Raw genomic sequence first — 14,505 nt, forward strand, 5'->3', positions numbered from 1 at the left:
ACAAAATACACTCCCTACTCTAGACTATGTCTGTCTATACTCTTTGCTAAACTTTTTAATAAGTATGACGGAAAGTAATAATTCTATAAGGGCAAGTATTACAATCACAAAAAGTGCTAATAAGTAACCATAAATATCAATAACAACTCCTGATATCGCAGAAAAAAGATATAATCCTATAAAATAGGAAAAAGAAAAATAGCTCAGTACATCTTTATGAATCTGCGGAGAAGATAATAACAATGCTAAATCCTGTATAATTGGATACACTAACCCATATGCCATTCCAAATAGAGAAGAGGCTAGTACATAAATCAAAACATCTTCTTCTGCAAAAAAGAATAAGACCAAAGAGATGACCATAAAAAGAAGAAAAAACGTATTTGTATAATACCTATTTAATTTCGCAATATAAGCACTCAATAAAAGACGAGACAAAACCATTGACAATGAAAATGACAAAAAGAAATAGAAATAATTTACCCCGAGTTCTTTTGAAAAAACTGTTTGAAAATTAGACATTAAAGATAAGGTACAAGCGCCTAAAAATACCATTAACAATGGATATATATATCCTTTTTTCTTTTCATCAGTAATCATCTTATCTTTAGGGTTTATTTTTTCAGAATCCTTTACAGCTACATTGTTAGAGATTGAAAGAAATAAAAATGCTGCACAAAATGAGCACACCCCCCCTGTAATTGCAAAAACGATAAAATAGTTAATATTTTCTCCATAAATGATGTCTATCACAATAGGCGCTAAACTAATTCCAATAACATTAAAAGCAGACAAATATCCAAACAATGTGACTCTATTATCAGAATTATCACTATAAGCCATCAACATAATCGGGGACACATTGTAGTAAATTCCCCAACCGATTCCTGTAAATGCTGATGCGATAAAATAAAAAACATCAACTTGATGATACGTTCCAAATATTATAACTCCTATTGAAAAAAAAAGTGCTCCTACAAAAAGTAAATAATTTCCAGAATATTGATAAACAAGCCTTTTCGTAAAAAGAATAGAAACCATTGCCCCAATACCAGTTATAGCGAACAGGTAACCTGCAGTAGCCGTATCTCCATTTAGTGACTTTATATAAATCGGCATAATAAAAAGAGTCCCATATGCTATGGAAATTAAAATAGCTGCTATAAAAATTTTTAAAATATTGCTTTTTGTTTCCGAATGTTTCATTTGTATCCTAGTTTTTCAATTATTTTTAGCCCCGTAGCTGGAGCATACCGAACTCCTCCTCCAGAGGTCCCTCTTACATAAATCGCTTCATTTTTCTCCACCTTTATTTCCTTTTGATCAGAATAATTATCCGCAAAAACAATCGCCTCTCCTATATACTCATCAAAAGCATTCGTGTACTTGTTCAAGACTTTTTTAGCCATTACAAAGTCTTCTGATGTTACTGTGATTTTCTTATCTGGATCTATACCCCATTCTGTAGAAGTGATAGACAAAAGCCACTTTTTTTCTTTATGTAGAGGTAATAAAAAAGCTTCATCATCTAAAAATATAAATGCACAATCATTTTTTTCTGGTTCTATATTTATAGAAAAAGCACATACTTTTTTGTTCCTACTTATTTTTTTATTCGGTTCGAAAGTATTTAGGAAAGGACCTGTCGACACAATAACATCCTTTGACTCATATATTGCTGAAAGATGGGTAATTATCTGAAAGTAATCTCCTTTTTTACTTAACTCTGTAACATATGTCTGTGTATTTATATCTAATCCATTCGCTGTTAGATTATTTGCTAATTTCTCACAATACGACCTAGCATCTACATATGAACCATCCCCTTTCCCTATATAGAAAGAGCCTCCAATTTCTTTCTTAAAAAAATGACTAATAGAACCAGCAGGAACTGTAGATGTATCATTAAGGTGTTCTGCAGGTTTACAATATTTCTCTATAAGACTCTTTCTATCTTCAGTCATATAAACAACATCTATAGTATCAGGTAATACATACCCTACTTCCTTTGCCAAAGTTTTTATAAGTGTACTGGATGTTTTATAGGACTGCTTTGCCTGATCAGAGATAGACAAAGGTGGATTAAAGCCAGCAGAATAATAGGATGTTCCTTGTCCGATCTCCTGTTTCTCTATTAATAACATCTTCTTATCAGGGAATCTTTTATGAATTAAATTTGCTGTTGTTAATCCTGTAATTCCCATGCCTATTATTGCAATATCGTATTTCATATGACATTCCAATATAGAGAGGTTATAATAAGGTCTTCTTCTCCTGTGTTGACTACTGAATGTTTTTCGCCACTTTCGATATAAAGAATATCAAACCTATTTAATGTTATTTTTTTATCCTCAAAAATCACTTCTCCTTTACCTCCAACAATCATCCATATTTCAGCTACTTTATGCTGATCTACAGGAGTATTCAATTTCGGAGGAACAATAAAAATAGAGCTGCTAACCGGACAGGAAATATCAGATAAAAGATGCTCGTGAAGTGATATTCCTCCGTCTAGATTTTCAGTAATTTTTTTTTCTATTAACTTCATATCTTAAAAAATAAATGAGTGAGCGTTTAAATCTTTATAAAAGTCATATCCGATAATACTATTTATAATAATCGCACTTCTTCTAGAACTTAGTGATAAGTTAGGGTCTGATAATCCATGTGTATGAATAGCTCCATTTTGTATATAAACAGAACATTCATCTTGATGCTTCCAATTAACACTATAATCAGAGTTAATCAAAAAATTGTCTTTATCTCTATTAAAAAGACATTTGATTTTTTCGAGATAAGAAGGAGTCTTATACTTATAACCTGTACAAAAAATAACAACGTCTGAAGTAATTTTCTTAGTCTCCTCTTTTGTTCTCATTTCTAGAACATATTGTTTATTGTCCTTATACACTTTTTTCAAGGTATGCCCTATCAATAAATTACTTCTCGTTTTAGCTTCTTTCTTTATATACCTTTCTTTATATAGGCTTTGGTAAATTTCAACCAAAGTTTGCTCAGAAACTCCATTATTAGCAAAATTATACGTGGAAAGAAGTTGCTTCTTTTCTTCTTCACTACTATTGTAGAAATACTCAGCAAATCCTGGATTAAATATCTCGTTAACAAATGGGGAGTCATCTAATTGGAATATGTTATCACTTTCGGTAATCCAATTAATTTTTTCAGGTGCATTCGTCTTTTGATTGATCAAATCCAAAAATATCTCAGCTCCACTTTGCCCACTTCCTATTACAGACACTGTTTTCCCCGAAAAATCATGGCTTTTGTACATATATTCTGAACTGGAAAACAAGCTATTTTTATCTACTTTTAATTGATCATCAAAAACCTCTGGTATTACTGGTGAAAGCCCTGTAGAAAGAACTAAATTATTTGTTCTGTACTTCTCTTTATCAGTTTCAATCTCCAGCCAACCATTTTTGTAATCAACTTCTCTCACTAAGGTATCTTGCTCTACATTATCTAAACTAGACAATACCCAAGATAGATAGTCACTATATTCCTCTCTATTAACACTTCCAAAATTGGCTGTTATAAATTGATATAATCGATTATTTACAGATAAATAATTGACAAACGAAAAAGGGTTGGTAGCATCTACTAAGGTCACCAAGTCTTTGAGGTAAGATATTTGCATTTTAGCATCAGGAATTAACATCCCTCCATGCCATTCAAAATTAGATTTTCTTTCCAGTATTTTTCCTTTTAATCCAGGAACAGTTGACGATAACGCTCCAAGGCTCAAACCAGAAGGGCCTGCACCTATACAAATAAAATCTAGGTCTTTCATGATCTATAATATGTGTTTTTTTAAATTAAGTATGTGAATTGATATACTATGGGGTATAGTAGTATCTTTTAGTTTATACAAGAATCAAATCATTTGATATTCGCTTGTAAAAATCCCCAGAAAGCACAGTAGGCATAATCGGATTTGATAGTTCTTTAAATGATTCGAACCACTGTTTTTTATAGGTATCCTCAATAGATAAATACATATCCATCCAGTCTATTACGATTTTAGAAGCTTTTTTCCCGTTATAGCTTTCTGGCATTAAATGATGTGTTATTTTTTTCTTCGATTCTATATATTGTCTTTTCAAGGCAGAAGAACTTTTTGCTTCCTTGTGATTCAACGTTTTATAATCCATAAAAAAATCCATGTAATGATTATAAAAACTGACGAATTTGGAAACATTAAAGTCATTAGCATCTATATCTGCGTTTTCCTTAAGCAGGAATAATCTCAAAAAGCCTTTATCTATTTTTTCATCCAGGGTGTCACACCATATAGCATGCCCTTTTGATGTAGAAAACTTTTCTCCATTCAATAACAAAAAATGATTATCAAGGATTACGTCAAACGTTTTATAAACTTCTCCGTAATCAAATACTCTTTTTATTACATCTAATATTTCTTTGTTATCGAATCCCAGACTTATTACTGTATCAATATTGCTCTCCTTATTAAAAGGGTTTTCAGATAATCCATATTTTTCTCTACAACGTTCTCCCAACCAGATAAAATATGAAAAACCATCACAATATGGATTAATGTGTCTAATATTATCATGTTGTATACCCCAGTGTTCCTTAGGAGAAGGAGATGTAACTCTATACATATTTTTTTTACTCCCTTCTGACATTTCTAAAAAATAGTTCTGAACCTTCTTTAACTCAAAAGTATCACAAACATGAGATGGGTAGCTGTTTTTAATATTCTCAGGAAGTATACTAACTCCACATGATTCACATATAAATCCCCTCATACCAGTACCACAATCCGGACACTCCCCACAAATAATACTCGGCGGCAAAAAGCCATATGTTGCATCATAAGGATGCTTCTCTTCATATAAAAAACAAGCATTGTTAATGAAGTCACCAAAGACAGCATCTGAAAAAAAATGTAATTGTTTTATAAACTCTGGATTATCTGCTGGATTAACAAACTCGTCAAAAACAATATCTAGATTCTCAAAAGAACGAAGTATTTTTTTATAGTTTTTTGTACATATCTCCTTTGGAGTCATCGACTCTATAAAAGACTGAAGTAATACAAAAGATTCTGTAAAATGTACTCCTGAATAACAATACGCCTGCATATTATTATTGATTACATTGCGTCTTATAACATCCATTTTGAGATAAGGTCCCGCAATATGTCCAAGATGCAAAGCCCCGTTAGGAGTAGGCATAATTGGGCTAAGAAAATATGTTTTCATTTTCTGAAGTTTAGGTTTTAAGAGATTTAGGCAAGCTTTAAAAAATTGGTTAAGCTTTAAAAAACTCGACGTGGCAAACCTCCCCTTTTTATTCTAAAAAAATAATTAAGTAGTTAAAGGTTTTTTATTTTCATAAAAGGTATTTTGCCAGGTTTTATTTGTTTGTTTTTAAAAGAAAAATATCATTTAGCTAATGAATAATAATGAAGTTCAATACGTTTATTTTCTAAATTTTTTCACAAAAAATCAGTGAATGGATTCTGGAGAAGAAAACGAATCTGTATTCCTTGTAGATTTGCTAATCATATTAAATGCCTACAATGAAAACACTATTCGCTATTGCTTCTTTTTTTCTTTTGACAATATCTTTATTATTCTATCCGGAGCGTACAAAAACCTCTGAAAAGTTTTGGGTTCAAAACTCAAAAAAACAAGAAGCCTTATTTTTTTTAGATAGTATCCGGTCATTGAATACAAAAAAATTAATCGACGAAATCACCGCTACTACAGATTCTATTCATCTTAATCAGCGAAACATTAATAAAATTTTGTCCTCATCTGATTTCGAAAAGCTACAACAAGCCATTAAGAATAAAGAAATGCCTATTACAGTCGTTAAAAGTATTTTTGGAAATATCCCAATCGATAGTACTTATATACAACACGGAGCAATCCCCATAACTTTCTTTACATTAGGTCAGAAAAAGGAAGTAATGACGCAATATGCCATCGCTCTTAACGATTCTAATATAAGCAGAGAAAGCGATGTTTATTTTTTTTCAGAAGACACATTGCTTTCCAGACATCACATATCCCATCGTTATGCATTGGATATTCAATTTTATACCGACCATATTTCAAAAAAAACAATCATTTATTATACACAAAATCAAATAAGCGGATCAGGTACCTGGGAATATCATTTTAACTTTTATCAATATGAAAAGAATGGTTTACGTCCTATATTAAGCGAAATTGCTATTGCTAATCTTCAACCTCCCTGGAGTTCGAGAATTATCGAATTACATTCCAAAATCAGCAAGACGACGCCCTTAACTATGCACATAGAATACCAACAACAGTTAGTTGATTCAGAAAACCCGCTTATCAAACACCCTATCGCTAAAGACAGTATATATATTGAATATCAATGGAATCACACATACCGGAAATTAGAAACCAAGTACAAAAACACCTCTTTCTCTAAAGAAAAACATACTTCTTTTTACATTTCCCAGAGTGATCTGTTATTTCTTCATGCATATCAGCCCGAAATACGTCAGCTTCTAGCTTATAAAACCCCTTCTCAATCAGTAATTAACTACATTCTAGAAGTAAAAAATACTATTCGGAAGAAATAGGAGCTACAGGAACATCCATCTGAAAATATTGTACAACCTCTGTTAAGTTCTGCTCCAAGTAATATTTAGTATGTGAATATTCAAAATGCTTTTTAAATGCTTCCTCATCGTCAAACCGTTCTCTAAGAATAAACCGACTAGGATCATTAAAAACCTGCTGTACACTAAACAAGCTACAACCGGCTTCCATTAGAGAGGCTTTTTGTAAATTGGACAAAGCCCTACGCGCAATAACTGTTTTTGTTAAATCTTTAATCTTTATCTCTGCGGTAATAAAGTACCCCTCTTTCAATAAAATATCCATATATAATTATTAAAATTGAACCATTTGTACCTGTCTGTACACTATGCACAAACTCTTATACAACATTACTTGTACTCATTTCACTGCTAAAAAATATCAAATACTATAATACAGGGGGAAGAAGATTCATTAACGTTAAAAAAATGTAAGCATCAATGCCTTACAACACATCTCATACTCTAATATACTAAAAAATACTGAATATCAACAACATACACCTAACAGTAATCCCTATTGATTTTCTAGTGATTCCGTATCTTTATCCTTGTGAAAAAATACCTTCAAATTATCTCTGATTCATACTCGGGATACTGGCAATATCTAAAAAATGAAATCCTGCTTCAGAACGATTGGGATAATTATTTTTATGGATTGATTCTAATTTCACTAATTGTTTGGGGGTTAGAGCTTATTTTCCCCTGGAGGAAAGACCAAGCTATTTTTAGAAAAGATTTCTGGCTGGATACATTTTATATGTTTTTTAATTTCTTTTTGCTCAACCTTATTATTCTTATTGCCTTATCGAATACAGCCATTACTCTTTTTGATGAACTGCTAAAAGGCATACATCTTTCTATAACAGATATTCAATTGTTTGACACGAATATACTTCCTAAGCCTATTGGTTTATTCATCTTTTTCTTAATCAGTGACTTTATTCAATGGAATACGCATCGTTTATTACATCGAATTCCCTTTTTATGGAATTTTCATAAAGTACATCATTCCGTAAAACAAATGGGATTTTCTGCACATCTTCGATATCATTGGATGGAGCCAGTTGTTTATAAATCAATCCTGTATATTCCTATTGCTATTATAGGGGATTACAAAGCACAGGATGTTGCCCTGGTTCATTTTTTTGCCCTCATCATCGGTCATATAAATCATGCGAATCTGGGATGGGATTACGGAATTCTAAAATACATCTTGAATAACCCGAAGATGCACATCTGGCATCACGCAAAAAAAATGCCTCCCTCCGTAAGGTATGGTATAAATTTTGGACTAACTTTAAGTATTTGGGATTACTTATTCAAAACCAGCTATATCCCGGAAGACGGGAAAAACATAGAGCTGGGATTTGAAGGGGATGAAACATTCCCTAAGGATTTTATATCCCAAGAAATGTATCCTATTAACTTAAAGTTTAAAAAGAATGAAAGCCCCTAGAGCAGTTATATTTGTATCACTATTTTTATTGACCTTCCAGTCAAAAGCACAAACTAAATTTGATCATTCTATTTGGGATCAAATCTTACTTCTCAACGTCACTAAAGATGGGAAAGTAAACTACGGCGGTTTTATGAAAGATAGTTCTCAATTATATGAATATTTTACTCTTTTATCTCAAAATCCTCCTACAGAACAATGGAGCAAAGAGGAAAAATTGGCATATTGGATTAATGCCTATAATGCTTATACCATTAAACTGGTAATTGACAGCTACCCTATTTCAAGTATTAAAGACATCAAAGACCCCTGGAATAAAAAGTTTTTCAAAATCAATGGAGAATGGTACAGTCTTAATGACCTGGAACACAAAATTCTCAGAAAAATGAATGATCCCAGAATTCATTTTGCTATAAACTGTGCTTCTTTTTCTTGTCCCGTAGTATGGAATAGAGCCTATACAGGAGCTAATGTAGAAAGTGCCCTGGAAAATCAAACTAAAAAGTTCATAAACGACCCTCTTAGAAATACAATAACAGAAGATGTAGTCAGTGTTTCTAAAATCTTTTCCTGGTATAAAAAAGATTTTAAAATTGATGGAAAAAATGTCGTAGATTTTATCAATAAATATGCTACTACCAAAATCATCAACCAATCTAAAAAAGGATATAAGACCTATGATTGGAGTTTAAATGAATAATTTATATAGCTTTACATCGTAATTTCTGTATATTGAAGATATCAATCATCATTCCTATTCTAAACGAAGCTTCTACTATTGATTCATTATTGGATCACTTACTATCATCTGCCTATAAAAAAGAGAACATACAAGAAATTCTTATTGCTGATGGGGGTAGTACAGATGGTTCACAGGCAGTGATTACTGCATTTAAAAAATCTCGGAATGACAGATTGATTCAACTAATCTCCTCTGCAAAAGGGCGCGCCAGACAAATGAATACTGCTGCTGCCTTATCCAGAGGAGCTATTTTATATTTCCTTCATGCTGATTCGTTTCCTCCCACAGCATATGACCAACATATTATAGAACAGGTACAGCAACAAAAACTAGCAGGGTGTTTCAGAATGAAGTTCGATGATACTCACTGGTGGCTTCGTCTTGCCGGATGGCTTACAAAATTCAAATACAGAGCATGCAGAGGCGGAGACCAAAGTCAATTTATTACCCGGGAATTATTCGAAGAATTAGGAAGGTATAATGAAGCATATACGATCTACGAAGACAATGACCTAATTAATAAGTTATATGCACGTAATGAATTTGTTGTTATCCAGAAATGGCTTATTACATCCGCCAGAAAATATCATACCAATGGGGTATGGAAACTACAGTATCACTTTTGGGCTATTTATGTCAAAAAATGGTTAGGAGCCTCTCCTGAAGCTCTGTATCAATACTACAAAAAACACATTACTGGTTAGAAGTATTGTCCAATCCCAAATACCAATCCATGTGTAGCCCCTTCTGTTACCCCATATCCATAATCAATTCTAAAAATAGCATTAAAAATACGTTTATGGATAAATCGTAACCCAAGTCCGGGATATATCCTTATATTATCTTTCTCTACAAAATCATCAAATGTCCCTCCTGGATTACGCCAGGTTCCTCCATCGACAAAAATATTACTCTGTAATACAAACCAATCCTTCTCATATAGTGTATGTCTGTACTCTGAATTCAGAACAATAGCACCTGTTCCTCTATCTATAGTATTCCCTACTCCTCGAATATTAATATTGTTATCTACCGCAAAAGGGGCAAAAGGGGATGTATCATTTGTGGATAACCCTACCCGAAGTCTAAATGCCAGATTTCCTTTTTCCTTAACCCTGCTATAATAAAGAAAGTCATTCCATCCGATAATAAAATCAGGAATTACCTCTTTTTTTAAATTCACTACATATTGCAGGTTAAGAATACTCTTAAAACCAGCAACATACTGATAATAATAGTCCAGATTATTATATTCATAAATTGATTTAAACAAAATTTTATCTATACTATATGTCAATGGAACCTGATCACTTGTCGCTCCTCTTTTATAGTCATACTCCTCCTTGAAATAATTAACCCCAACTGCAATTCTGTTTTGAAAATTAAACCGATATAACCCCAATAGTTCATGTGAAGTATTATTGTATTTATAATCGGCAGTACCCGTATCTAGATATACAGGTTCCTGAGTTGTCAGATTTTGATAATTAATTGCTAATCCTGCTTTTCTACTAAATAAAAATGGCATTCTGAGATTGACTCCAAATGAATTATAAATATCATTTTGATAAAACCCTCCAAAAATAATATTACGACCTAATACATTAAAATCATATAACCCGATACGAAATGCAAACTCATCATCATTTGTGGTATAAATATTAGCTGTAGGAATGGTCGTAAAATTTTCTTCAATTCCATACGTCACCTTTCCTCCTTTTTCTACTGTATAATATGCATGAGATATGGATGGCAACTGCTTTAATCGTTTAATATCTTCCTCTAAAACAATAGAATCCAGTGGTGCTCCTTGTTGTATTTCGCACAGTCTGGCTATAGCCGCTGTTTTCGTTTTTTTATTTCCTTGAATCTCGAAAGAAGAGACTTTATTTTCTTGACTAAATCCAGAAAAAGAAATCACTACTATAAGTAAAAACCAAAAGTATTTCATGAGTTTTATGGGGTAAAACGGTTTTGTGCAAATAAATTAACCCAGTTATCTTCACTGACTCCCATTAGAGTAATGGAATAAGACATTGATGGAAGAAGTTCTGGAGGAGGGAGTTCTCTCGTAATATTCAACACAACATTGTCTGTATTATAATACTGAAAATGGGTATCGAATGTATAGGTTCCTGAGAGCAGGTTATTTTCTCTATCAGAAACCACCTGAAAAAATATTTTATTGTCTTCATTTTCGAATTGAGGCCATGAAAAAACGGGCATAGAAGAAGACGTTACCTCTATTTGTATCGCATCAGTATATGTGGTAGGGGTTGATTGATGTTTTAATCGTATAGGATTAGAAATATGCAAAGTATCTTGCTCCATAAAACTAACAATCACCCATTTTTCTTTAGTTGTTTCCCGTTCGAATCGCTTCAAATATCCATTAAACACATCAGATTGGTCTGTCTTAACCTCTCTGTAATGACTGTATTCATTTTTATTATATGAAGTATCTGGAGTCTCATAATATCTGATATTTGTAACCCCTTCTCTGGGGTAAAAATACACATATACCTTATCTTTTTCTAAGGCATCAGAAGCTGCACAAGCAATTACATTATCTTTCTTTAATGGGTATTTTGACACTAAACTCATCAACAAATTTTCTTTCTCTTCAATCACTGCATCATCATCAGTACACCCACTTAATATACTACTTATGATACTACACAAAACTGCTATATATGTAACTCGATTCATCTGTCTTTTTATCCGGTACAGTGTTATACTTCACTAATTCATACCGACACTATAATTATTGGTTTATTTTATACAGTTCTTTTATTGTCTTTTCTGCGGGTTTGTTTTGAATCGTAAAACGATTATTATCCATCCCTCCTACGGCAGTATGATTATGATACCATTTCCATAAAAAACCACCTAAAAACCAGGGTTCATTCCAGAACTCTTCATAAATCACCTGTAATGCATTTTGCTGAGCAATAAGATTTACTGCTCCTTCTACGCTACTTGAATCCCATGGTTGCTTTGCAGTGTAGTTAATACTTCTATATCCATATTCGGTAAAAAGAACTGGTTTACCGCTTTGGTCATAGAGTGTTTTCATTTCTTTTTTATACTTCTTCCATCCTTTCCGTAATTCTTCAACCGTTGGAGTTTCAGATGCGGACAGAGGAAAGTAAGCATCAATTCCTATAAAGTCTATCTGATTCCAAAAAGGAACTTTTTGATATTGATCCCAGTTCTCTGCATATGTCAACTTACCTGTATATATTGTTTTTATATCTTCTATAAGTTGTTCCCAATACTGGGGTCTTTGCTGTACAAAAGAATGCAATTCTGTTCCTATACAAAATACCGGAACCTCCATCTCTTCTGCTAATTTTGCATAACATAGAATAAAAGCTGCATAGGACTCCTCCAGCGCTTGCCAGTCTTTCTCTGTTGCCATAGAAATATTTCCTGTAAACTCTCCATGCCACACCCATATCTGAGGTTTTAACATTACTTTTATATGTTGCTTCTTCAACAAGCGAATTGTCTCTCTTGCCCCTTCTACTTTCTCTCCCCACCACTGTCGATCAACATTGTACTGTATTACAGGTGCTTCCAACGATTTTAAAAACCCAAACGGCATTACCGCTGCCCAATTGGCATTTACAGCTACTACAGGGGTTACTTCTGCTTCAGAAATCGGAGTACTGGAAGCAACAAAACTAACTCCATTTATTTTAAAAGACTGTTGACCTGTACAATTGAAAAACAAAGCACAGATCAACAATAAAGACATATATTTCATATCATTACGCGCTTATAATGCGCCATGTAAAGTACACTTTTTTTCAGTTGGAATCAACAACATCTGTTCTCTATCCATCTACTATCTTCCTGAAATTATTTTTTTTTAAACAGTTACGGATTAAAAAACAGCTCGCAACCCGATGTTAAATGTTTCTCCTAATCCAGTATCATTTCCTCTTACAAAATTTGTGTAGAGCGCTTCTATATTTAATTCTTTAGTCAATTGGTATTTTGCTCCCCCTCCAACAGCAGTAAAATCTTGTTCGAATTCATTGCCTAAATCGATTAACTGAGAATGCTGTACTAATCCAAGAACAGTAAACTTAGCGCTGGGGAAATAACTCAGGAATACTCCTGGTGTCAAACGAAGGCTATTATTAGCAAAACTCTCTCCTTCTTTCCCAAAATTAAATTCACTATTCAACTCTCCAAAAATCTGAAATTTGTTTCCTGTAAATGTATAATCATAGAAAAAACGATTCTGCCATGTATATCCTTTTTGATCAAAAAACACACCATCTTCCACCTCATTATCCACCAATGGAATAAACAATGAACTCTGAATAGAGAAGTTTGTTACAGAAGCTAGTGGTACAAATTTCACAGAAGGTGCTATGGAGGTCAATCCTGATCGAGCAGTTCCTCTTTCTCCATCAAATTTAAACACATCCAATGCATTTCTGTCTGCCACCACATTAGATCTAAACTCTAAGATTAGCCCTGCATTCCATCTTTTGTTATTTCCTAATCCAGTATATGCTTCCAATGTAGAGGTAAAGAAAGTCGCTCTTGGTTCATTTTTAGAGACATCTCCATTAGAATTTGCCGACTTGGTTTGTGTATATAAGTTATTAAACCATTTCAGATCATATTGTCCTTTTCCTATTAATTTAGATGGCGTCAATGTCTGGATAACGGATCCTTCTTCTTCTTGGGCAACTCCTAAGGTTACTAAAAAAAGGCTTATGGTAGTGATAATTATTTTCTTCATCTGTTTTTCGTGTTTTTATGTATTCTTTACTTCTGTTTTTTTATTAGTAAAGGGCTACAGTTACTCTCCTCCTTATTCTACAAAAAAGAAGTGCTTTTTATATTATATATAAGATATGGATTATTTTACTTTGTTCAACGACCAGTTATAAGGATAATATGAAACTTTTGCTTTTACTGGTAATGGTTCTTTTCTGAACTTATTGATATAAGTGATCTCGTTTCCTTCATGAGTAAAGTCTTCCTTGTACCACTCAAAAATCTGAGACAACTGCACTTTATTCCCTTTTACCTTGATAAAAGAGGGGTTATTTAATGCCTTTACCGCTTGTCTTTGTAACTGCTTCTCTAAGAGATCAGGGGTATAAGCTTCTGATATAATAGGAGGACATCCTAAACCTGCACATACCAGTACAAAATGAAAACGAGCTTCTTTTGGGAAATTCTTTCGAAGTAATACATTCTCTACATCATTTAGAGTAATTTTCTTTCCTCCTAATGTATAGGTATTTTTATCAAAAAAACCTTTTATGTCCAACGGCGATTTTACCGGATATTTCGTCACTATTCCTTTAATCACAGCTACATTATAAGCGTTGATATAGAAAGCTTGATACTCCTTGGCATTAGAAGTACTTACTTTACTATTTGCTGCCAAAGAAATCAGCTCATCCAAACTGGCAGGGTTTTCTTTAATAGCTTTATAATTAACTCGTCCATTAGAAACATAAGTTTTAAAAAATGCATCTGCTTTAGAAAAAAACGCTTGATTCTCCTGTGAAAAACCAAAATGCATACACATAATAAGTATAGTAAAGACTATTTTTTTCATAGATTGGGTTTTATATTTTTTATTAATTCTTTTCCAATTATATCACTTGTAATAAGTTCTAAAGTTTCGAATCTTATTACTGAGCA

General features: G+C 32.8%; 15 protein-coding genes. 4 read left to right on the top strand and 11 right to left on the bottom strand.

Going from position 1 to position 14,505, the window contains the following annotated elements:
• Positions 1-24: 24 nt before the first annotated feature.
• From HN014_RS04915 to HN014_RS04935, 5 genes are all read right to left on the bottom strand, one after another.
• Positions 25-1,206, bottom strand: coding sequence for an MFS transporter (locus HN014_RS04915; RefSeq protein ID WP_176027776.1), 1,182 nt, complete (start codon positions 1,204-1,206; stop codon positions 25-27).
• A complete protein-coding gene (locus HN014_RS04920) occupies positions 1,203-2,231 on the bottom strand; it encodes an FAD-binding oxidoreductase (RefSeq protein WP_176027777.1) in 1,029 nt (342 codons plus the stop codon). Before HN014_RS04920 ends, HN014_RS04915 begins: the two co-directional genes overlap by 4 nt.
• A complete protein-coding gene (locus HN014_RS04925; RefSeq protein WP_176027778.1) occupies positions 2,228-2,548 on the bottom strand; it encodes a cupin domain-containing protein in 321 nt (106 codons plus the stop codon). Before HN014_RS04925 ends, HN014_RS04920 begins: the two co-directional genes overlap by 4 nt.
• 3 nt (positions 2,549-2,551) lie before the next feature.
• Entirely contained in the window at positions 2,552-3,811 is a 1,260-nt protein-coding gene (locus tag HN014_RS04930; RefSeq protein ID WP_176027779.1) for a lysine N(6)-hydroxylase/L-ornithine N(5)-oxygenase family protein, read from the bottom strand.
• 73 nt (positions 3,812-3,884) lie between these two features.
• Positions 3,885-5,246 (bottom strand): class I tRNA ligase family protein, encoded by a 1,362-nt coding sequence (locus tag HN014_RS04935; RefSeq protein ID WP_176027780.1) that lies wholly within the window; start codon positions 5,244-5,246, stop codon positions 3,885-3,887.
• A gap of 320 nt (positions 5,247-5,566) precedes the next feature.
• Between HN014_RS04935 and HN014_RS04940 the strand changes: the two genes are divergently transcribed.
• Positions 5,567-6,607 (top strand): hypothetical protein, encoded by a 1,041-nt coding sequence (locus HN014_RS04940; protein WP_176027781.1) that lies wholly within the window; start codon positions 5,567-5,569, stop codon positions 6,605-6,607.
• Here HN014_RS04940 and HN014_RS04945 read toward each other — a convergent pair.
• On the bottom strand, positions 6,591-6,911 hold the full coding sequence (locus tag HN014_RS04945) for a putative quinol monooxygenase (protein WP_176027782.1): 321 nt from the start codon (positions 6,909-6,911) through the stop codon (positions 6,591-6,593). The genes HN014_RS04940 and HN014_RS04945 overlap by 17 nt on opposite strands.
• A 267-nt stretch (positions 6,912-7,178) precedes the next feature.
• Between HN014_RS04945 and HN014_RS04950 the strand changes: the two genes are divergently transcribed.
• Genes HN014_RS04950 through HN014_RS04960 form a run of 3 tightly spaced genes read left to right on the top strand, consistent with a single transcriptional unit; the run spans position 7,179 to position 9,530 of the window.
• Complete coding sequence (locus HN014_RS04950) at positions 7,179-8,084, top strand: sterol desaturase family protein (RefSeq protein WP_176027783.1); 906 nt, start codon at positions 7,179-7,181, stop codon at positions 8,082-8,084.
• Positions 8,071-8,784 carry a DUF547 domain-containing protein gene (locus tag HN014_RS04955; protein ID WP_176027784.1) on the top strand — a complete coding sequence of 238 codons (714 nt, stop codon included), beginning with the start codon at positions 8,071-8,073 and terminating at the stop codon, positions 8,782-8,784. The genes HN014_RS04950 and HN014_RS04955 overlap by 14 nt, the downstream gene beginning before the upstream one ends.
• A 29-nt stretch (positions 8,785-8,813) precedes the next feature.
• The gene (locus tag HN014_RS04960; RefSeq protein ID WP_176031037.1) at positions 8,814-9,530 is read left to right on the top strand and encodes a TIGR04283 family arsenosugar biosynthesis glycosyltransferase; all 717 of its coding nucleotides are present in this window, start codon (positions 8,814-8,816) and stop codon (positions 9,528-9,530) included.
• On the opposite strand, the gene HN014_RS04965 is transcribed toward HN014_RS04960, so the two are convergent.
• The 5 genes from HN014_RS04965 to HN014_RS04985 all read right to left on the bottom strand — a co-directional run bounded on the left by HN014_RS04965 (position 9,527) and on the right by HN014_RS04985 (position 14,419).
• Positions 9,527-10,777: a POTRA domain-containing protein gene (locus HN014_RS04965; RefSeq protein ID WP_176027785.1), complete on the bottom strand. Its 1,251-nt coding sequence runs from the start codon at positions 10,775-10,777 to the stop codon at positions 9,527-9,529. The two genes, HN014_RS04960 and HN014_RS04965, sit on opposite strands and share 4 nt — an antisense overlap.
• Before the next feature lie 5 nt (positions 10,778-10,782).
• On the bottom strand, positions 10,783-11,535 hold the full coding sequence (locus HN014_RS04970; RefSeq protein WP_254884104.1) for a hypothetical protein: 753 nt from the start codon (positions 11,533-11,535) through the stop codon (positions 10,783-10,785).
• A gap of 55 nt (positions 11,536-11,590) precedes the next feature.
• On the bottom strand, positions 11,591-12,595 hold the full coding sequence (locus tag HN014_RS04975) for a glycoside hydrolase (protein ID WP_176027786.1): 1,005 nt from the start codon (positions 12,593-12,595) through the stop codon (positions 11,591-11,593).
• Positions 12,596-12,715: 120 nt separating this feature from the next.
• Positions 12,716-13,588 carry a hypothetical protein gene (locus tag HN014_RS04980; protein ID WP_176027787.1) on the bottom strand — a complete coding sequence of 291 codons (873 nt, stop codon included), beginning with the start codon at positions 13,586-13,588 and terminating at the stop codon, positions 12,716-12,718.
• 120 nt (positions 13,589-13,708) lie between these two features.
• Entirely contained in the window at positions 13,709-14,419 is a 711-nt protein-coding gene (locus HN014_RS04985) for a DUF547 domain-containing protein (RefSeq protein ID WP_176027788.1), read from the bottom strand.
• Positions 14,420-14,505: the final 86 nt, after the last annotated feature.

Origin of the sequence: Aquimarina sp. TRL1 (assembly GCF_013365535.1) — a bacterium.
GTDB classification, from domain to species: domain Bacteria; phylum Bacteroidota; class Bacteroidia; order Flavobacteriales; family Flavobacteriaceae; genus Aquimarina; species Aquimarina hainanensis.